Source organism: Shewanella acanthi, assembly GCF_019457475.1.
GTDB classification, from domain to species: domain Bacteria; phylum Pseudomonadota; class Gammaproteobacteria; order Enterobacterales; family Shewanellaceae; genus Shewanella; species Shewanella acanthi.
Map to the genome: position 1 here is coordinate 1,796,020 of NZ_CP080413.1, position 20,943 is coordinate 1,816,962.

The window sequence follows — 20,943 nt, forward strand, 5'->3', positions numbered from 1 at the left end:
CATCATTGACTTAGTCAGTTTAGGCTTAGCTAAGGTTGAAATTATTGATGTATATCAAGAATGTCCGAAAGATGTGACGAATCTGAATTTGACATTAAATTAACATGACGCAGGTCTAATTTCGGTTTTGTGTATGGGACAAAATGTCGCACTTTTCTAATCTTTGTTGAAGTTGTGCCAAATTTTTTCGCTTCAGTGGGTTTTGGCTTATATCCATCCTAGGTGGACGCGAATCTTAGATAGGGTTAAGTAAACCTTAAGATTTGATGTCTAAATTCAAGCTCAATTGTGTAGGGAGAAGCGATGAAAAAGTCATTGTGGTTTACAGGGTTAGCCTTTGCCGTCCTTAGCGCGGGTTTGAGTATGGCGGTTAACGCGGCGCCGTCGCTTGTTCACACAGTTCAGAATGAACATGAACAAACGGTTTCCTTAAATGAATTTAAGGGCAAGGTAGTTTATGTCGACTTTTGGGCGTCCTGGTGCGGGCCTTGCCGTAAGTCTTTCCCTTGGATGAATGCGATGCAGGCTAAATACGCCGATAAGGGGTTAGCTATCGTCGCCATTAACCTCGATCCCGATAAAAAAGATGCCGATGATTTTTTACAAAAGCTCCCGGCGACTTTTAATGTGCGATTTAATCCAGAGGGTGATGTAGCAAAAAGCTTTGATTTGCTTGGTATGCCAAGCAGTTTTATCTTCGATAAGCAGGGTAAGCTCGTTAGAAGTCATGTGGGGTTTACCCCTGAAAAAAGCCAAGAGTATGAACAGGAACTCGTAGAACTGTTGAAGGAGTAATCTATGTTGAAAGCTTGTGTGGTAGCTGCAGTCATGTTGGTGGGTCTTAGTGGCTGTTCAAGCCTTGGTGTCGAGCCTTGGGAGCGTGGACAGTTAGCCCGAAGTGACATGGCGCTTGACAGTGAAAAGCTCGATTTGGCGCTAGACGATCATATTTATTTCAGTAAGGAAGGCAGTAGCGGTGGCCGCGCCTTTGCTGGTGGTGGCTGTGGTTGTAACTAAACCTTAATACTTAAACTCAAGCTTGAGGATTAAGTCGCCCCTATTTGCTACATCTAATGACATATAAGGCGTAGTCAGCTATGAACAATAATAACAATAAGTTGCAAAGCGTTGATGTGTCACTGAGCACGTCAAATTCGTTATCGTCTGCTTTCCCACTTCCATCGTTAAGTCGTCAAAGTGCAAGTAAGTCGATTGCGGGCGCCCTTGCTTTAGCAAGTTGTGGGCTATTCGCTAATGGTGCTCAGGCGGCCGAGGAGGGCAGTTTCACCGATGGCTGGCAGGTCGATGCAGCCCTCATGTATTACGGTGAGCAGGAGAGGGTACAAGCTATTGAAGCGATTGGCACCGCCCAAAAAACCTTTGATGATGAAAGTACGGTCGACTTAAAGCTGGTGGTCGACAGTTTAACCGGTGCATCTGCTTCCGGCGCGGTTGCCCAAACTAGCAGTCAAACTTTCACCCGTCCCTCCGGCAACGGCCAATATACGATTAAGGCTGGGGATACGCCACTGGATGATACCTTCCATGATACTCGTCTTCAGGGCAGTGCTAACGGTTCTTGGGTGCTCAATTCCGATTGGAAAATTAACGGTGGCGTTTATGGTTCAAAGGAATATGATTATATGTCCATTGGCCTAAATGGCGGGGCAGAGCGCGGTTTTAATAAGGACAATACCACCTTGTTCTTTGGTGGTGCCTATAGCTTCGATGTTGTTGACCCCGAGGGCGGCAGACCCGTGGCGTTGTCATCGATGGCGATACGTGACCATTACAATTCCGATGACAGTTTTCAAGCGGCATTCGATGCCACTCGCCAGCGGGGCAGTGACAACAAACAAACCGTCGATTTAATGCTTGGGGTAACCCAGATATTGAATCAACGATGGTTGTTACAGGCCAATTACGGCATCTCGAGTGTGAGTGGTTATTTAACTGACCCTTTCAAGGTATTGAGCGTGGTGGATGAAAGCGGCACAACCGAAGATATTCGCTATGAGAACCGCCCAGATTCGCGCCTTAAGCACAGTGTTTATCTGATGACCAAGGGGGCGCTCGATTCCGGAGTTGTGGATTTTTCCTACCGCTTTAACACCGATGATTGGGATTTAACTTCCCATACACTCGAAACCCATTACCGTTATTACTTTAGTGGCAGTTTTTACGGCCAGTTGCACCTGCGCTATTACACCCAATCTAAGGTGGATTTTTATCAACCTTTCTTGTTATCTGATGAGCCATTACCCGAGTTTGCGAGCGCCGATTACCGCATAGGTGACATGGATGCTTACACCTTTGGGGTGAAATTTGGGCATCGTTTAGCCGGAGGTCATGAAATGACCTACCGTTTGGAATATTACCAGCAGAATCCGACATCGGATGAGCCACTGCCTGGACAGTTACAAGAACTGGATATTTTCCCGACCCAGAAGGCGATAACTGCCCAATTTAGTTATTCTTTTTAGTGAGATACTACTCGGCAGTGTCGAAAAGTGTCAGTATTGAGTGCGCCCTTGGTTACGCCATTTCCAAGGGTTGCACTCTTTACTGCTTTTCCCCCTTGTGGAAGGCGATGGCTATGTTGGCAACGAAAGGGAAAGAGTGGTGAGTTTGACCTCGGTAGATAAGCGCAACCATGACGACCAGCTCCAGCCTCGGGATTGGGGCTTTTTGGGGCAATTTAGGGCAATGGCCAGTCCCTGCGAGTTATTGATGGCCACGGATGATGTCCAGATTGCGGCAACAATGCTTAAACTTGCTATTGAAGAAGTCAGCCGAATTGAGCAGAAATACAGCCGATTTATCCCCCACAATCCCCTGTGGCAACTGAATCATGGTTTGGGTAAGACCTGCACCATTGATGCCGAAACCTCCAAACTGTTGCACTTTGCACTGCAGTGTTTTGAGTTGAGTGAAGGCCTATTTGATGTCACCGCCGGCCCTTTAATGCAACTGTGGCGCTTCGATGGTAGCGCCCATATCCCTACTCAACCAGCAATTGATAGGGCAATGGCCTTAGTGGGTTTTGAGCGTTTAACCTTGAGCGAAACTTCGTTGCATTTGCCTGAGGGGATGCAACTCGATCTCGGTGGTATTGCGAAGGAATATGCAGCGGACTCAGTGGCATATCTTTTAGCCGCGCGCTTTGCAACGATTTCAGTTCTCGTCAATCTCGGCGGTGATATTGCTTGTCCCGTGGCAAAGTCCCCCCCTTGGCAGGTAGGGATTGAAAACCCGACTAAATTAGATACTGCCGCAAAAGTACTGAGCATCTCCAAAGGGGCGCTCGCCACCAGTGGCGATACGCGGCGATTTATTGAGGTCGATGGTAAACGTTATGGCCATATTATTCATCCCCGCACGGGTTACCCTGTGGTTGATGCGCCGCGCTCCGTCACTGTGATAGCGCCAAATTGTGTCACCGCGGGAATGCTTTCTACGATGGCAATGCTGAAGGGAAAAGCAGCAGAAGCTTTTTTAGCGGAACAACAACTCCAATTTACCGTTTATCGATAGGGCGATTGCATGCGGATCATGTTAGTTGAAGACAACGAGTTATTGGCACAGGGGATCTGCATGAGCCTCCAAAAGCTAGGCATGCAGGTAGACCACTTAAACAGCTATCAGCAGGCGCTGGTGGGGATTAAGAATGAAAGCTTTAGTGCCATAGTGCTCGATTTAGGCTTGCCCGATGGAAATGGTAAAGAATTGCTTAAGGCATGGAGGCAGCAAGGCATCTCTATTCCGACCATAGTACTGACTGCCAATACGGATTTCGATACTAAGCTTGATTGTCTCGATATTGGTGCCGATGACTACTTAGGTAAGCCCTTCGACGTGCGTGAGTTGGCTGCAAGAATTCGCGCTATTGTGAGACGCCAATATGGGCTGGACCATAATAGCCTGATCATTGGTGCCTTGAGTATTGATTTAAACAGCCGAGAGGTGACTTTTCGCGATCAAAGTGTGCCCTTGTCGCGCCGTGAATTCCAACTCTTACTCGAACTTGCCCAGTCCTCTGGCAGAGTGCTGACGCGAAATCAGCTTGAACAACTCACCTATGGTTGGGATGAAGTGGGCAGTAATTCCATCGAAGTTCATATCCACCATTTGCGCAAGAAAATGGCCAACGAGCTGATTAAAACCGTCCGTGGTATTGGCTATACCTTAGTTGAAATCAATTAATCGGCGGAAATTGACGACATTTTTGAGTGACAAACCCAGACTTTATCGGTATTGAGTAACGGCCTTTTAAGGTAGTTTGAATTGATGCGTAAGCGCGGGGTAATTTAAGTGAAGCGACTCAGAGTGTTGGATGTGTATTCATTACGTTTATTACTGACATTGTTAATGTTATCGGGTATTTCCGTGTCAGTGGGCATTTCGAGTTGGTATAGTACCCGAGATTCAGTGCATCAAATTGAAGAGCTATTTGATGCTCAAATGATGCAAAGCGCTAAAATGCTTGAGCTTTTTTATCACGACGATGCAGAATTTTTGGTTCAGCAGCCATCACCGCAAGTGTTGCATGTGCCCGAAGGAGGCGTTAGCACCTTTGCTCAAAAGGCCGATGCTTTAAAATTGGCCTATGAACATAAATTGGCCTTTCAAATATGGAGCGAGCAGGGGAAAGCCCTAGTGTACTCCGATAATGTCGGGGTTGAGCCATTAAGTGATTTTGTTGCTGGCTACCATAAAAAAAACCTTACGGATGGTCTCTGGCACGTTTTCAGTTACTTTTCGACCAAACATAAACTGTGGATTATTACCGGCCAGCGTGATGATGTGCGAGAGGAGTTGGTCTCTCAAATTATGCATAATGCGTTTATTGCGCCGCTCATTGTCCTGCCATTAATGCTAGTGCTGGTCAGTTTGATTTTTTACCTGCTATTTCGCCCACTAAAAGCCTTAGAGCGTGAGCTGATGAATCGATCACACAATGACCGAACCCCCTTAACAATGTCATTGCCAAAGGAATTAGTGCCAGTGCGACGTGCACTTAATCAATACATTACCACTTTAGATAAATTTATCGCCCGTGAGCGCCGTTTCAGCGCCGATGCGGCGCATGAGTTAAAAACGCCGTTATCGGTTATCAAGTTACATCAACAGGGTTTAGAGGGCCTGCTTGGTGATGAAACACAGCAGAGAGTGCACCTTGCGGCCATCGACTCGGGGGTTAAACATATGAGTCATACCGTCGAGCAGTTATTGTTACTGGCAAGGGTCGATTCAATTGAAGAACTTAATGTGAAGCATCACTCCCTACTGCCAATGATCGAAGAAGTGTTAAACCAACTCATGCCGATGATCACTGATTATGAATGGGATATTGATATCGATGCTGCTATAAAAATTCGCTGCGATCGCTTTTATTTGCTGCTAGTACTAAAAAACATTATTGAAAATGCCTGCAAGTACAGTCCACGCGAAACCCTCATTTGCCTCAGCGCCAGACAGGAACCTCAAGCGATCAGGTTAGATATCGCAGATAGAGGCTTGGGCATGACCCCCGAACAAATTGACAGTGCAACAGAGCGTTTTTATCGCGTTAACGAAAATGAGGGTATCGGCGCGGGGCTTGGGCTATCCATTTGCCACCATATCATTGAGCTCCATGGCGGTGAACTGACGCTTTCACCGCGTGAGGGTGGTGGTTTGGTCGTCTCTGTGTTCCTTCCGCAATAATGTCTATTTTCTTCATCTCCTTGAATTGCTTACACCTCAGCGTTTATTGCCTCACCTTTGTGATGAGTCGAAGGTGGGGGGGGTCCATCTATCCACTTTGAATTTACAAGCAAAGCTAATCTTAGCTTACTGTAATAAAAGGGCTTAAATCCCATTTAGTATGGATTTAATGCCAATGTTGTTAGCAGCCGTTACTGTTGTTATTGGAAGTGAGATGTCCAGCAATTAGCACTACGAAAAAATTTAATTAGCTTAGTGTTGCCCTTCAAAGGGTGATGTAAGTCGGTATATTCAGCATAAACGAGAGATAAACTAAGGCTATAAAATTGATAATGCCAACAAGATAAGGCATGGATTGCCAAGTGAGTTACCTATGGCTCTAACATTAATAAAGCCCATATGATGTGTTATCCCATTGATTGTTCAGCTGAGATACAAGTTAACGGAGTATCATCAGTGGGCAGTGAGCTTGGATGTGAAGATGATGATCCGATTCATTGTTAATAGAAAACGCTGATCGGCGACATTTATTAACATGACACTCAATTTGGATGAGATTGCGATAAATCGAAATCGATAGTTAACAGTGTTACCCGTTAACGGCGAAACCTTGTTTTGAGGGCTGTGACAGCCTGACGCTTGAAGACTGTAATGTTAGATACTAAGTGAGTCTTGCATAGATATGTCAATGTCCGGTGAGGTCAGTGAGCTAAACTCGTCGGCTTTGGTAAGATTGTTCCCCAATATTTGTAAGTTTTAAACATTCTGACTTTTTCTGTGGCAGAAGCTCGCGAAATATAGCGCTTATCCTAAGATTATTCTCAGTAGCCAACCTACTATGGGTGCTGAAGTTGTTTCCTAAATGGGATCTTGGCCGAGTTTTATTTATCGCCTTTGTCGATCCAGATCAAATTTGTAGGCGAATTTGGTTTTATATTCCTTATTGTTATAGGTATATTGCTAAATATTATCAATCAAAAGGGGTTAACCTCATCTTTATTTATGAGTTTTTTTCCGCCTTCTGATATCTTTCGCGATATGTTGCAGCAGCTGTTTTTACCCCAAAATTAGCGGTGAAAGATTTTGACTGTCAACATAAAAATTATTGATTTCTTAGTTTATTTTTAGGTTACCTATCCTATGGTTAGCTTGTTGCGTTGCCAATCGTTTAAACCTTCTTCTTCAATCCTTTGCTCGCTGGCACTCAGTGTTTCTCTAGCATTGGCCGGTTCTGTCTCTGCTGCTGAAGAAACCAAACCTGCAGAGACTAAACCCACTGTGACACCTGCTACACCGTCTAAAGCAGCTGTCCAGAGCGCAAACAAAAACCAAGTCAGATTTACTAAGACGGGTACGTTTGACTCAGATTATATTGTTAAATTAGCGCGTAAACTTGCTTCCAAGCCCTATGTAGCCCTTAAAGATCCTTTGCCAGCGGGCCTTGCCAAGCTGAGCTATGACGAGTACCGCGATATTCGTTTTAATCCCGTATCGTCTATTTGGCGCGATCAGGGGTTACCTTTCCAAATGCAAATGTTTCACCGTGGTTTTTACTTTCAAGACTTGATTGAAATCGCCATTGTTGAGGGTAATCAGGCAACTCATCTAGCCTATGAGCCAAAATATTTCACCGCAGGTGAGGTACTCACCCAGGCATTGCCAAATGATGATATTGGTTATTCGGGTTTCCGTATCCATAACCAGTTAAACACCAACGGCGTTTTTGACGAATTAATGGTGTTTCAAGGGGCGAGTTATTTCCGCGCCTTAGGTAAAGGTAACTCCTACGGTCTGTCAGCCCGCGGCCTTGCGATTAAAACCGCCGATGCAGAAGGGGAAGAGTTTCCAATATTTCGTGCTTTTTGGGTTGAGCGTCCTTACTACGACAGCAATCTTGTTGTAGTGCATGCGCTGTTAGACAGCCCAAGCGTATCGGGTGCTTATCGTTTCTCAGTACGTCCTGGTGACAACACCCAAATTGATGTTGAGGCGACACTGTTTCCACGCGTTGAATTGAGTAAAGTGGGCCTAGCCCCAAGCACTAGCATGTTCTTACATTCGCTAAATGGTCGCCACGATACCGATGACTTCAGACCTGAAGTGCATGACTCCGACGGTTTGTTAATGTTCAATGGCCGCGGGGAACACCTGTGGCGTCCATTGGCCAATCCTCGTCAGTTACAGATCAGTGCATTTTCTGACAATTCGCCTCAGGGGTTTGGTTTAATCCAACGCGAACGCAGCTATTCTTCCTATCAGGATTTAGAAGCCCGTTATGAGCGTCGCCCGAGTCTTTGGATTGAACCTATGGGCAATTGGGGCCAAGGTGCCGTTGTGCTGACGGAGATCCCAACGGAATCTGAAATTCACGATAATATCGTAAGCTTCTGGAAACCGCGTCAGCCCATTGCTGCAGGCAGTGAATATCACTTTGCCTATCGTATGAGCTGGGGTGATGAACCTGCTGCACGGAGTAATTCCGTCATGGTTAGCCGCACAGCCAGTGGGCGTGCGGATATTGCTAAAGCCACACCAAGACGTTTGTTTGTTGTTGATTATCAAGTTAATGGTCCGATGCCGAACGAATTACCATTGGCTAAGGTAGAGTCCTCTGGTGGTGTGATTACCAATGTGGTTGTTGCGCCAAATGAGGCGAGCAATGGCTATCGTTTATCCTTTGAATTAGAACCAGAAAACAAAGACCTTATCGAGCTAAGGGCTGAGCTTAAGTTTTCTACTCCGCGTCAGGTTGAAACCTGGTTATATCGTTGGACACTTTAAGATCCCTACCGGAGCAATTGAATATGACTGTTTCCGAGAATTCAGTACTCGAGACTGAAGTCCTCGTCGGTGGCAGCGCCATGCCGAATGAACGGCCTGGCGCGATGGAGCCGCAAAGCCTAAGCAAAATGCCTGAAGGTTTTCCCCGTCGCAGCACTGTTGCTAATGGCGTTCGTTCAAAGGCGATTCGACGCTTCTTTGTTGTTGGCGGCGCTTTTTTGTTGTCAGCCTTTGCGATTTACGAGATGGCCGCAGTATTCAGTATCGGAGGCATCACGCCACTGGAATACCTGATGCTTGCGCTGTTTGCCATCAACTTTTGTTGGATTGCCTTAGCATTTTGCAGCGGTATTGCAGGCTTTTTAATTTTGCTAAAAAAGCCTAGGCCTAACGAGTTAGCTGCGACTGAGCTGCATACGCGCACGGCGATTTTAATGCCGACTTATAACGAATCTCCGGACAGGGTGTTCTCGGCGGTGTCTGTGATGGCGGAAGCGCTGTCACAAACGGGCCATGGTCATGCGTTTGACTGGTTTATCCTAAGCGATACGACCGATCCTGACATTGCGTTGCTTGAAGAGCAGGCCTTTTTAAGACTGCGTCAGGAAACCCATAAGCATTCGCGGGTTTACTACCGTCGTCGCCGTAAAAACGTCGCCCGTAAGGCAGGTAACGTGGCCGACTTCTGTCGCCGCTGGGGTTCGCGTTACGATCATTTACTGGTGCTCGATGCCGACAGTTTAATGGAATCATCGACCATTACAGGTCTTGCCCAACGTATGCAGGCCGATCCCGATGCGGGTCTTATCCAGACCATCCCATCCTTGATCAATGGCACCACTCTGATGGCGCGTCTGCAGCAATTTGCCGCGCGAATTTATGGCCCTGTGATCGGTACTGGTCTAGGTTGGTGGGTACAAAAAGAAGGTAACTTCTGGGGCCATAACGCCATTATTCGTACCGAAGCCTTTATGGGCGCGGCGGGTCTACCACACCTAAAGGGTAAACCGCCATTTGGTGGGCATATTCTAAGCCATGATTTTGTGGAAGCGGCGCTTATTCGCCGTGCGGGTTGGAGTGTGGTGATTGCCTACGATTTACCTGGTTCCTATGAGGAATGTCCGCCTTCGATTATCGACCTTGCGGTACGCGATCGCCGTTGGTGTCAGGGTAACTTGCAGCATTCCCGTATTCTGCCAACCAAAGGTTTGCATTGGGTGAGTCGTCTGCATTTGATGACAGGCATTATGGCTTATCTGTCTTCGCCGTTCTGGTTGCTGCTGATTTTGACCGGTTTGATGCTTGCATTGCAGGCGCACTTTATTCGTCCTGAATATTTTACCGATCAGTTTTCGCTATTCCCAACTTGGCCAATCATGGACTCGGATAGGGCATTAAGATTGTTCTATATCACCATGGGTGTGTTATTTGGACCTAAGATTTTTGGGGTACTGTTGCTGCTAAAAGACGGCAAGTTTGCCCGCAGTGTGGGTGGCCGTATAAAGGCAATTTTCAGCGTTCTCTTTGAAGTACTGTTGTCGGCATTGATTGCGCCAATCATGATGTTTATTCACTGCGGTGCTGTGATGTCGATTCTGATGGGCCGTGACAGTGGTTGGTCACCCCAGCGCCGTGATGACGGTAGCATGCCTTGGCTTACCCTGATTTACCGTCACCGTTTGCATATGCTGGCGGGTTTCATGCTGGGTTACGCGGCCATTCTTGACTCATTGACCTTGCTTGCTTGGATGAGTCCTGCGCTGATTGGTTTATGGTTTGCTGTGCCGATTTCGGCGTGGACGGGTTCAATTAAAATCGGTGAAGTCTTTAAACGACTGGGTATTTTGGCGACCCCAGAGGAGCGCAATCCTGCGCCTATCTGTATTCAAGCACAGCTTGCTCGCGCCGCTTATCAGTCTTATATTGCAGAGCCTTGGACACTGGCTCAAGTGCTGAAAGATCCTGAGCTGATGGAGCTTCACTTAGCCATAGTAGACAAAGAACCCCTTCGCGCTGCGGGAACACCGATTGACCCCGTTGAGGCGATTGTGCACGTTAAAGTGCATGAGGCGCAATGTCAGCAAAGTGTGCTGGCCTTGTTTAATCGCCAAGAAATGGCCTTGGTATTAGCAAATCCATTAATGCTGCGCAGTTTGCAAAAACTCCCCGAACAGTTTGTGCCCGAGGATCTGGTGTCGTTCTGCTAGATAGCACGGATGTTAGCGCCCTGCGTTAATCTGACAATGCCACTGAACTTTTCAGTGGCATTTTTGTTTGTACGAATGACCTATTGCGGGTGTCGGGATGCTTTAATCACAAGACGTTCAATTTAAAACTTGGCAGAGATTCCATTCATGTCTTTGAATCATGGTTGTACAGCGTTACTCATCAACTAAGGCATATTTCTATGGGTGAGATGTGATCTTTTCTCGGTGGCTTCAACTATAGTCAGTTAATCATCGGCATTGATATCTTGTGCAAACAGGGAGCAGTTTATGGTGCCAGTGAGTAATCGTTTGCTCATTCACTATCTCGTTTCAGCACTAAGAACCCTAGGTTTACGAAGACTTGTGTCCCGCGTTTTCCTTTGGCAATTTGTCAACTCGTACTATGTTCAATTTCTCTCTCCGTTAATTCTCATCGGTATGTTAAGTTTCACCCTTTTGATGCCAATTCAAGCGGCAGAAATGGTCCAAAGTGATGCTCAAAGGCAATTTAACCGCTTAAAACAACATACTATGCTGTTGGCACTCGCCGGTGTGAATCCTGTTTTTGAGCACAATTATCGGCGACTCTTGCAGATAGAAGCCCAGGGCATTGGTTCGAGTGAGCTTTCTGAGCTAAAAACCATGTCAGCACAAATCGATGGTTATTGGCGATATATTGCGTCGTCCAAAGTGTGCGTGATTAAGACTATATCCCGTATTGAAATTGAGAGTGATGAAGGGGCTAAAGATCCCTTAGCAACATTAGATGAAACCAGCCTTGGTGATGATACTACGGCGATAAATTTGCCACGAGAGAGTCAGTCTGAATGTGAGTCAAGAGTGCTTGAAAGCGCGAATTCTACGCAAATGCTCAGTGTCATCGAACAATTGCAGTTGTTAATTAACCTTGATACATCCCAACAATGGGCGACGTTAACGCTCGATGAGAAAATCACTCCAGGTATGGATGAGCCGCTTATCCCTGAAATTGCATCTCGCCTTGAGCTGTTGGGTTATTTATCCCAACATACCACTCATACTTTGTATAGCGATGATCTAGTCGCTGCCATTGAAGCATTTCAGTGGCGCCATGGCCTGGATCCCGATGGTGTGATTGGGCGGCAAACCCTGTATTGGTTAAATCAGTCGCCGATGATGCGGGCTAAGCTGCTTGCCAAAAATACCCTGCGTCAACAAATCGTAAATTTGGAACTGAGCGGGAATTATTTGCTGATTAATATCCCCGGATTTTCACTGCAACTGGTAGAGCAGGGCCATGTTATCCTTAATTCCAAAGTGATCGTCGGCAAACCCTCAAGACCAACCCCCATACTTGATAGCCTCATTTCGAATGTGGTTATGAACCCTCGTTGGCACGTTCCTCGCTCCATTATTCGCCGCGATATCGTGCCTCATATTCTGGCCGATGCCGGATACCTCTCTGAGCGTGAGTTTGATATGTATAATAGCGAGGGGAAACCCGTAGTGCATTCTCCCGAAGAATGGCAACGTATTGCAGCATCGGGTTTTCCTTATCGATTAGTTCAACGACCCGGCCCTAAAAATGCATTAGGCAAATTTAAATTTCATTTTGAGAATAGCTACAGCGTTTATTTACATGGTACTTCAGAACCGAAACTTTTTAATAAGACGAACAGGGCATTATCATCGGGTTGTATTCGTGTTGAGAAAGTGGATGAATTAGCGCAATGGTTTAAAACCCATTTTGTGATAGATAAACGACTTTGGGATAGATTATTGTCAAATGATGCTCAAACCCAGTGGTTCGCGCTGTCGAACAAGGTGCCGGTGCACTTGGTCTATTTCACTGCGTGGCTCGATGAACAGGGACAGGTACAGTATCGTAATGATATCTATCAACTTGAGGCCGAGTTCACAAATTCGGTGTCTGCTGATATTTTCTTCACTCCCTAAGCTTCTGAACTTTTTGTGCATTTTTCAGTCTGAGATTTTACGTTGTCCTTAAGTCTTGATCTGGGTGGCAATTCAGTATAATTTGCGCTCTAGTTGTCCAAAAAGCGAACAAAAGGTGTTGATGTGAGTTTACATTGTCCTGCCCGTAGGCAGTTGTTATTAGGCCTCAGTGGCGCGGCATTATGTTCAATCATTCCAAGTCAAGCGTTGGCGAGTCGTTCGACCAAAGGGATCCGCGAACTTAGCTTCTACAATCGCCATACTGGTGAACATAATGATGGAAGCTATTGGATTGATGGTAAATATCAGCGGGAAGTGCTGCAAGATTTTAGTCATTTGCTAAGGGATCATCGGCAGAATGTCACCGCGCCAATCGATAAACGTCTATTCGATCTCTTGCATGCGTTAAAGACCAGCTTGAATGTCAATGACGAGATCCATGTGATATCGGGTTATCGCTCACCCCATACTAATGCCATGCTCGCCAATAAGAGCGGTGGTGTTGCCAAGAAAAGTTATCATATGCGCGGGATGGCGATGGACATCGCGATTCCCAGTGTCAATTTAAAGACCCTGCGGGATGCTGCACTGTCACTTAAACTTGGCGGTGTAGGCTATTACCCTAAGTCAGGGTTTGTACATGTGGACTGCGGCCCTGTGCGCCACTGGTAGACTCACTAATATTGTCCATAGGATGTGTGAGCTGCTGATAATACGTTAGCTCCACATCACGTGTCTGCTGTAGGTATTGCTTCAAGCTAGGCAAAATTTGTTGTCGCAATTTGCACAGTGCTTTTTGTTGTTGCCAATCATCAATGAGTGTATCGAGTAGGGTTGAAAATGGCTGCTGATTCAGTGTTTGGCATTCGACAGGTGCACATCCAAATCGCTTAATAAGCAGTAGTAGACTGCGATTTTTTTGTTTGGCGCATGCCAATAATTCTAAGAGTTTCAATTCAATCGTGGTTTGCTCATAGGGCGAAGTTTCAATCAGTGCGATTAAGTCCCGCGCTAGTTCACTCGACAGTCGGATCTCTTGCAGTAGTAAATCCATTTCGTGGCGCATATCATTGCCCCTAATGTCCAAGAGTGGCAAGAGCTTATCAGGCTTAAGACTGATCAGGTGTGATCGGGATCGCGTGTTTTGGGTGATTTATCCTGAGCCTCTACACTGCCCATGATCTAAAGCTCGTTAATTTCAGGTGTTCAAACAGTGTTAGAGTAGGTGAGTGCTTGTGCCAAGGAGTGTTCTTGTGCGTGTTGAACAACTGTGCTAGTATGCGCCCGCTTTATATGAGTCACTGTTGGTCGAAAATGGTGACAAAATTTACTTTACATTAAGTGAGAAACACATGTCTTACACTATCCAAGCACAAACCCGCACTGAAATTGGGAAAGGTTCGAGCCGCCGCCTACGTCATGCAGGTAAAGTTCCTGCGGTTATCTACGGCGCAGGCAAAGAGCCAGTTTCTATTGTTTTTGATCACAAAGACATCATCAACATTCAAACTAACGAAGATTTCTACACTTCTGTAGTGACTATCGTTTTAGATGGTAAAGAAATCGGTGTTCGTGCACAAGCTATGCAACGTCACGCTTTCAAGCCAATTATTGAGCACGTTGACTTCGTTTACGCTTAATTGTCGTATTTGAAGCATAAAAGCGCCTGAGGGCGCTTTTTTTGTACTTGGCGAACAAGGGGTTACGTCTGCCACATCCTTAACTCAGGCTGCTATCATAAGGCGATTAGTTAATATTAAAGTTGTAATATAAGTCCAATGATTGGCCGAGCGTGCCGTTAACGGCTTCAAGATACAGCTGTGACAACAGATAGTATCTTACCGTCATTTCGTAGCCTGGGTTAAAGACCCCTACACCGTATTTCACCATGAGTTTTTCGCCAATGTAGCCGCTAATCGCGACGCGTCCTTCGTCATTGGTATCGAGCTGCACGTTTGAGAAACCAAATTCCTCGATAATCCCTGTCGCAGTGCTGCCGATGCTGTTAATGGCCCCGCCGCCACCGACTTGAGAGCTCAGTCCAAGGGCTGCGCCCATCATCAAGGAGTTGTTTTGGTCGTTATTGCTACTGTTAAACCCACTGCCTTTGACAATATAGGATAAAATTTCTGCCTGTTCCTTGGCGGGATTAGAGAAGAGTGTGACAACGGGACGAGCCGGAGTACCGGTAATACGTACGCCTGCGACTAAATCTTCGCTTTTGATTTCGCGAATGGCTTCAATATTTAAATTGGGTACCGAAGTTGGGCCAACGAATTGAACTTCACCGGTGCGAATATTGAGGGTTTGCCCCATAAATTTGTAGCTTCCTTGCATAACTTTGATATCACCAAAGAGCAGTGGAGGGCGAAATGCCTGCTGCTGCAGCTTGAGGGTACCTTGCAGTTTTCCATTCAGTCCCATGCCATCAATTTTAAGATCGTTACCGACGTTAATATTCAGATCGGCGACAATGGCATAGGGGCTAGGTTTAGGTTCTGAAGCGGCAATCGAATCATCGAATACGACGTCTTCGGAGAGTGCGACACCGCCTTCAGCTAATTGCACAATTTTAATGTTACCTGAAGGCACATCGACTGTGCCTTTGAGTTCCAATTGTTCTTGGCTGAAGGCAATGGTCAGATCCGGTGAGACATCCAGCAGTGCCAAAGGCGGCTGGATAACGGCTAACTTGTCCCCCTTAATGGCAATTTCGCCGCTGAACAGCCCCTGAGGCCAACGCATGTCGCCACTGATCTGGCCCATACCATTGCCCATCATCCAACGTCCTTTCACGCTGGCTTGTTGGCCGCCTAACACCATCGACATATTCATTTTATTGATTAACGTGGGGTTTGCCGTGAGTGCTATCGCGGCTTGGGTCAGATCAATATTCCCCGCCACCTCGGGGGTTTCAAGCGAACCTGCAAAGGTTAGTCGGCTGGTGAGTAATCCCTCGAGGGTATTAATTTGTGGGAAGAATTCGCCCAAGGGTTGCAGATTGATTTGCTTGATATTGGCATAGCCAGAGAGGGATCTATCAGGGCTTACATTGATTGTCATTTCAGACTGCCAGCTGGCGACATTCTCGGATTCAAAATTAATGGTCGTCAGTAAACGTTTGGCATCTAAATCGAGCATTAATGCAAGCTGCTGATAATCAATAGTGACTTCACGTTTAGCTCGTTTAAGTTTGATACTGCCCGGACTAAATTCGAGGTTCACCTTGGCGGTGGGTTTCTTGCTGGCAGCCCATGCAACATTGGCGAGCATGGCAGCACTCCCATCCCATTTCATATTACGCGGCAATACAGGAATTAACAGTTTACCGGGACTGCCGTTATAGCTGATTTGAGCCTCTCCGTTTTTACCGAGATTAACGGAATTATCGAGACAGATTTTACTGTTGGGATTATCTAAGCAGAAAGGACTAATGCTGCCTTTATTCTTTGCTTGGTCCCAACCAATAAGAATGTCTTTATTTAACGACCATTTACCGACAGGGGTACTGAGGTTAATTCGATTTATTTGGGTTTGTGATAGGGTTTTTATCGGGTCGTATTGATTACTCACGCTAAGATCTAGTCCTAAATCCCCAGTCGCATTTAAGGTTAAACTTTGAGTTTCAATGTTGCCTTTCGCATCCAAGTTGGTTGTTTCTAAGCTTTGTGAGCTAAGTTGTAGGGCCTGTGATGCTAATGAAACGCTAAACTCATGTTTATCTAGAGGCTTATAGAGGGCTTTAAGGGTCGATTCGCGAAGTTTGATACTGCCATACATGAAGTCAACAAGATTGGAGTTGACCTCGACCTGTGGATGTTTTTCATCCCCACTGACATTGATTTTTGTCTGTAGTTGACCGCTAGCCTGTGGCAGCCAAAGTCCAAAATCGGGTACGGCTAATTCACCTGTGATTTGCCACGTTTTATTGGCTGTCCCTTGTAGGGTGAGCGTGGAGCCGAGTACCTTGGCATTAATGCCTTTGGTATCAATATAGAGTTTGTCATTCACACTAACATCGGCGCTGATGTCGAAGGGATAGCCATGCAGCGTGCCACTTAAAACGGTATTGGTCAGTGATACTTGCCAATGATTGTCACGGTATTCACCAGAGGTCTGCAGATGACCGCTGATTAAACTATCGGGCAGACCAGCAGTCGTTGTGACGCTTGATGCCGCAGGGGGGGTAACAGGTTTTGTACCTTTTGCATTATTAGTGCTATTAACTGCGCGAGTTGTTTGATGCGAGGCAGAAACGATATTGGTGCTATCAGCATCAGTTGTGGACTTTACAGTTGTGGTTGAGGTGTCTGCCATTAACTGTTTTTGAGTCTCTGATGTGGACTTGGATATAGCGTCTGATGAAGATATTGGAATGGTTGAGTTGGGATGATTTGTCATCAGGGGTTGAGTCTTTTCCTCTGTTTGGGTCTGACTCACCACTTTCACTGACGTAGTGTCCGCCGCTTTTGCGAATTCAGCCGTATTAGTGGCGTTGGTTTTATTCGCATTTACAGTATTTGAAACATGAGTCGCATTGGCTTTAGGAGGCGATGAATGCGCTTTTGCTGCGTTGCCGGATGCCGTTGTGGCTGACTGATTCTCAGCATCATTTGATTTGGGTAGGCTAATTTCCTGAAGCTTTAGGCCATCGAGTAGGACTTCGGCATTCCACGCAATCGCTTGGCTGTAATCGAGCTCCCCTTTGACGTCGATGATGCCAAGCTCGCCCTCGGCATTAAATTGTTTAAAGGTGAGTTTTTGATTGCCATGTTCAAGTTCACCATTAAGGGCCAATACCCTGTTAAAGGGGGAGGTGACATTGGCATTAATGCTGGCCGATTGCTGCTTAAGATTGCCTCGACTCTCAAGTTGTAAACTATCAATTTTGTATTCTGCATCCTTCAGCGGCCACTGAAGGCGTCCATCCTTAAGGTTTAGATGATAGACGAGCTCTGGGTCCTTCAAGGTAATGTTACCCTCAAGGTTAAAATTCGCATCACCCTGTGCTTTAGCCTTAATGCTAAGTGCCCCAAGACTGTCAGATAAAGTCAGCGACAGGCTTTGTTGGCTGAGATCGGGTAATTCGGCTAACTGACTTAGCTGGGCATCCAGTGTTATGGATAATGGATAATCCTTTTCGAGTGCTAATTTCCCCGCAAGAGTAAGGTGTCCGTCGGGGTGCGCTATGGCTAAATTATCCACTAAGAGTTGATGTTGAATAAAACTGCCCTTAAGGCTGAGATGATTAATCAACTCCTTACGTGGGCCGATCTCAATACTGGTATTTGTCAGCACAAATTCACTAACGCTGACCGGAAAGGGCATCAATACTTGGGGTAGATGGGCAAGCGGCCATTCATCGTCTCTCACTGCGGCTTGAGCGGTTGCGTTTTTCTCTTCGACAGGTGGCTTTAGGCTCTCTTTGGGCTTACTGTTTTTATCCGCAAATGCGGTATCGGCCGCAGCACTCATCTTCGGCGTTAAGCTGGTGTTGGATGATGGGCTACTAAGCTGATGCTCCATTGGAGCAGGCGCTGATGTATTTGCCGTTGTCGGGTCGAGATTGTTTTGCTGCACATCCTTTGAAGCGGTATTTGTATTCTGCTGCGCTGCTATCGCATCAGCGTTTGGTTCATCTAGCGGAATGAGTACTGATAGGCCTTCACTCGTCAGTGTTTCTACCGTGAGGCCCTTTGCAAACCAATTGGCTTTAGTTTCAATATGATTTGCACCAAAACGCATTTGATCAACGGTTATTTCGATATCATTCAAATTAGCTGAATCTAAAATAATGCCAAAGGGTAATACCAGTTCTTGGGACTCAGTGTTTACATCTTCTTCAGTTGGGTCTGGACTGCTATTGGCCGACAATGCCGCTGTATCAATATTAACGTCCACTTTAGTGGTTTCGAGCGCGTTAACGCATAACTGTTTTTGCAGTAGGCAGGTCGGCTGCCAAGCTAAGTGCAGCCCCTCGAGTTTGACGACAATACCTTGCATAGACCAGGCGGCACTAGTCAGTTTAAGATCTTTATTTAATGAGCCAGCTTGGTAGTTTATCTCTAGGTTAGGAACAAATTTATTCGCCAAACTGATGCTGATCCGCGCGCCAATTTCAGTCCCCAGTAGCAGTGCCGTCAGCACCAGTAGGCTTAATGGGAGGTAAACAATGACCCTAATGACCCACTTGGTGACTGGCCACAGTGTGTGTTTTAGCATCTTAGGTGGGCTTTCTACGTCTTGATGTTCACTCAGATCGTTGCCCTGTGGTGGAGAACCCAACTGTGCAGCAGATTCAGATGTTGCAGTGACGCCAGATGCTGGATTTTCTGGTGTTTTTGGGGGCTGACTCATAGCTCTGTCCCCATAGTGATGTGTATGCGCCAAGAGCGTTCAATAGTATCGGTTTCCTTCAAACCTACCCCTAAATCCAATTTAATCGGGCCAATTGGTGAGATCCAATGAATACCGCCACCGACTGAGACAACGGGTTCAAATTGATTGTTATCGAAGGCGTTACCCGCATCGACGAAGGTTGCCACTCGCCATGTGGGGGTTAGATAATATTGATACTCAAAACTGCCGACCATCAGGTAACGTCCACCAATGACCTCGCGGTTGGTATTGCCATCGTTGTCTATGTAGTCCAAATAGGGCCCAAGTTCTTGAAAACCATACCCCCGAACGCTTTGATCCCCACCTGCAAAATAGCGTAATGAGGGTGGAATAAAGGCAATTTCATTTTCATTGGCCACGTTAGCAGCTAAATCGATTCTAGCCACTAGCCTATGGTTATCAAAAAAGGTATCAATCCACTTAAAGTTTGCTTTTAAGCGGGCAAGACGTATTTCCGATCCTAAAAAGGGATCAGCATAATCAAAACCGTAAATCTGCCTAAAGCCAGATTTAGGATCAAGGGTGTTATCCCCACGAATGGTTTTGGAGAAATTCACGCCACCGAGCAAAAAGTTTGGATTGTAATCGATGTCGGATTGATTATATTCCTCGTGAATGGCGTCGAGCGAATAAGTCATTAGCCATTGATTTCCAAGTCCATGTTGCCTCAATGCACCGAGTAAAAACTTTGTCGATTCGAGCTGACCCGTATTACGAAAATCCCTTTCCTCGGGTTCATAGATTTGAGTGACCCCGTATTTATCCCGCAGAAGGCCAAAGCGTATTTTTAATTGGTCATTCAGTGGATGACTCATGGGGATCGTATATGTGGTTAAAAATTTTGGCCTGTCGGGTGACCATTCAAGGGTGGTTTCTTGCGAATGACCGTATTTATTGATTTGTGGAGTTCGCCATGTGACCCGTACCCTTGGCTCAAAGGTATTGCTTGCGCTTTGGCCAAAATCCCCCCCAAGACCTAACTCTATAGAGTGGCGGGCCTTATTGGTTAGTTCAACCTTCACGGGGATTTGCTCATCCTCAGCCAGATCTATTTGTGGGATCACTTTAATATTGGAAAAATACCCCGTATCTAATAGTTGGCGATTGAGCGCACTGACGCGCCGAGTAGAATAGGCCGCATCGGGTTTAAAGGGGATGAGTTGTTCGAGAATGTCCGGCTCAAGGGTGTGGCCCTCAAAGTTCACTTGGCCAAAGTGATAGCGCGCCCCGGAGTCAAAATGGAGACTGACTTGTGCCGTATTGAGATCACGATTGATTTTTATCTGTGCTTGAGTGTAATCCCCATCAAAATAGCCGCGGGCGAGGGCGAGAGTTACTAATTGTGACTTCACATCGGCATAGGTGCCGTGATTAAGCTTATCGCCGGGCTTGATATTGACCTCGGACAGCCATTTATCGAAGGCGCGGTCATCAAGCATCTCACCCGAGAAATTAATATCGACCCACTGAATGATTACCGGATCACCAGGGTTAACGTTAATCTTAAGTTCCCAAGGACCTTTGTCTTTTTCTTTTAGTTGGCCATCCACCTCACCGTGGTAATACCCCATGGATTTCAGTGCGGTGTTGACGTTTTCTTCGACATTAAATAAAAAAGCCCGCCGTTGCACTTCTGAATCTGGCAAGCTGCCAAGGTGGGCAATGATATTGCGTTTGAGGTTCTCATCCACGCCTGTAACTGAGACGGTTAAAAAGTTATCGGCGGCAAGCGCTCCTGAGCTTATGAGGCCCAGACCAAGGAGTAAATGAAGTCGAACAGCAGACGAAATTCCCAAAATTCGATGCACTTTATAATCCCTATAGTGTGACCACATTGTCCCCAGAAAAACTCAAACAGGCAAGGAGATGATTGAAATTAGTCATTGAAATGGTTACAAAGGCTCCTACTGTTTAA

Annotated in this window: 14 protein-coding genes; 11 read left to right on the forward strand and 3 right to left on the reverse strand. The window is 46.2% G+C overall.

The features are described 5' to 3' along the window. Positions 1–303 precede the first annotated feature (303 nt). The 10 genes from K0H61_RS07940 to mepK all read left to right on the forward strand — a co-directional run bounded on the left by K0H61_RS07940 (position 304) and on the right by mepK (position 13,301). Complete coding sequence (locus K0H61_RS07940) at positions 304–795, forward strand: TlpA disulfide reductase family protein (RefSeq protein ID WP_220052146.1); 492 nt, start codon at positions 304–306, stop codon at positions 793–795. A 3-nt stretch (positions 796–798) separates the two neighbouring features. After that, positions 799–1,017 (forward strand): DUF4266 domain-containing protein, encoded by a 219-nt coding sequence (locus K0H61_RS07945; RefSeq protein ID WP_220052147.1) that lies wholly within the window; start codon positions 799–801, stop codon positions 1,015–1,017. An 80-nt stretch (positions 1,018–1,097) separates the two neighbouring features. After that, positions 1,098–2,483 carry a DUF3570 domain-containing protein gene (locus tag K0H61_RS07950; protein WP_220052148.1) on the forward strand — a complete coding sequence of 462 codons (1,386 nt, stop codon included), beginning with the start codon at positions 1,098–1,100 and terminating at the stop codon, positions 2,481–2,483. Positions 2,484–2,706: 223 nt separating this feature from the next. Then, positions 2,707–3,534, forward strand: a complete 828-nt coding sequence (locus K0H61_RS07955; protein WP_220052571.1) for an FAD:protein FMN transferase — start codon at positions 2,707–2,709, stop codon at positions 3,532–3,534. A 9-nt stretch (positions 3,535–3,543) separates the two neighbouring features. Further along, positions 3,544–4,203: a response regulator transcription factor gene (locus K0H61_RS07960; RefSeq protein ID WP_220052149.1), complete on the forward strand. Its 660-nt coding sequence runs from the start codon at positions 3,544–3,546 to the stop codon at positions 4,201–4,203. Positions 4,204–4,311: 108 nt separating this feature from the next. After that, the gene (locus K0H61_RS07965) at positions 4,312–5,706 is read left to right on the forward strand and encodes an ATP-binding protein (protein ID WP_220052150.1); all 1,395 of its coding nucleotides are present in this window, start codon (positions 4,312–4,314) and stop codon (positions 5,704–5,706) included. A gap of 1,140 nt (positions 5,707–6,846) precedes the next feature. Further along, positions 6,847–8,487: a glucan biosynthesis protein G gene (locus K0H61_RS07970; RefSeq protein WP_220052151.1), complete on the forward strand. Its 1,641-nt coding sequence runs from the start codon at positions 6,847–6,849 to the stop codon at positions 8,485–8,487. Between the two features lie 23 nt (positions 8,488–8,510). Then, complete coding sequence (gene mdoH / locus K0H61_RS07975) at positions 8,511–10,694, forward strand: glucans biosynthesis glucosyltransferase MdoH (RefSeq protein ID WP_220052152.1); 2,184 nt, start codon at positions 8,511–8,513, stop codon at positions 10,692–10,694. A 288-nt stretch (positions 10,695–10,982) separates the two neighbouring features. Further along, entirely contained in the window at positions 10,983–12,629 is a 1,647-nt protein-coding gene (locus K0H61_RS07980) for a L,D-transpeptidase family protein (RefSeq protein ID WP_258406029.1), read from the forward strand. A 123-nt stretch (positions 12,630–12,752) separates the two neighbouring features. Then, positions 12,753–13,301, forward strand: coding sequence for a peptidoglycan L,D-endopeptidase MepK (gene mepK, locus K0H61_RS07985; protein WP_220052153.1), 549 nt, complete (start codon positions 12,753–12,755; stop codon positions 13,299–13,301). Here the strand turns inward: mepK and K0H61_RS07990 are convergent. Further along, positions 13,252–13,695: a hypothetical protein gene (locus K0H61_RS07990; RefSeq protein WP_220052154.1), complete on the reverse strand. Its 444-nt coding sequence runs from the start codon at positions 13,693–13,695 to the stop codon at positions 13,252–13,254. The genes mepK and K0H61_RS07990 overlap by 50 nt on opposite strands. 286 nt (positions 13,696–13,981) lie before the next feature. On the opposite strand from K0H61_RS07990, the gene rplY reads away from it, so the two are divergent. After that, positions 13,982–14,269 (forward strand): 50S ribosomal protein L25, encoded by a 288-nt coding sequence (gene rplY / locus K0H61_RS07995; RefSeq protein ID WP_220052155.1) that lies wholly within the window; start codon positions 13,982–13,984, stop codon positions 14,267–14,269. Positions 14,270–14,375: 106 nt separating this feature from the next. Here the strand turns inward: rplY and K0H61_RS08000 are convergent, their stop codons facing one another. Then, on the reverse strand, positions 14,376–18,986 hold the full coding sequence (locus tag K0H61_RS08000) for a translocation/assembly module TamB domain-containing protein (protein ID WP_258406030.1): 4,611 nt from the start codon (positions 18,984–18,986) through the stop codon (positions 14,376–14,378). Beyond that, a complete protein-coding gene (locus K0H61_RS08005) occupies positions 18,983–20,836 on the reverse strand; it encodes an autotransporter assembly complex protein TamA (protein WP_434086606.1) in 1,854 nt (617 codons plus the stop codon). Before K0H61_RS08005 ends, K0H61_RS08000 begins: the two co-directional genes overlap by 4 nt. Positions 20,837–20,943 lie beyond the last annotated feature (107 nt).

Bases quoted from the DNA above. Each gene is read 5' to 3' on its own strand.
- K0H61_RS07940 (WP_220052146.1), top strand. From the start codon at position 304: ATGAAAAAGTCATTGTGGTTTACAGGGTTAGCCTTTGCCGTCCTTAGC.
- K0H61_RS07945 (WP_220052147.1), top strand. From the start codon at position 799: ATGTTGAAAGCTTGTGTGGTAGCTGCAGTCATGTTGGTGGGTCTTAGT.
- K0H61_RS07950 (WP_220052148.1), top strand. From the start codon at position 1,098: ATGAACAATAATAACAATAAGTTGCAAAGCGTTGATGTGTCACTGAGC.
- K0H61_RS07955 (WP_220052571.1), top strand. From the start codon at position 2,707: ATGGCCAGTCCCTGCGAGTTATTGATGGCCACGGATGATGTCCAGATT.
- K0H61_RS07960 (WP_220052149.1), top strand. From the start codon at position 3,544: ATGCGGATCATGTTAGTTGAAGACAACGAGTTATTGGCACAGGGGATC.
- K0H61_RS07970 (WP_220052151.1), top strand. From the start codon at position 6,847: ATGGTTAGCTTGTTGCGTTGCCAATCGTTTAAACCTTCTTCTTCAATC.
- mdoH (WP_220052152.1), top strand. From the start codon at position 8,511: ATGACTGTTTCCGAGAATTCAGTACTCGAGACTGAAGTCCTCGTCGGT.
- K0H61_RS07980 (WP_258406029.1), top strand. From the start codon at position 10,983: ATGGTGCCAGTGAGTAATCGTTTGCTCATTCACTATCTCGTTTCAGCA.
- K0H61_RS07990 (WP_220052154.1), bottom strand. From the start codon at position 13,695: ATGCGCCACGAAATGGATTTACTACTGCAAGAGATCCGACTGTCGAGT.
- rplY (WP_220052155.1), top strand. From the start codon at position 13,982: ATGTCTTACACTATCCAAGCACAAACCCGCACTGAAATTGGGAAAGGT.
- K0H61_RS08000 (WP_258406030.1), bottom strand. From the start codon at position 18,986: ATGAGTCAGCCCCCAAAAACACCAGAAAATCCAGCATCTGGCGTCACT.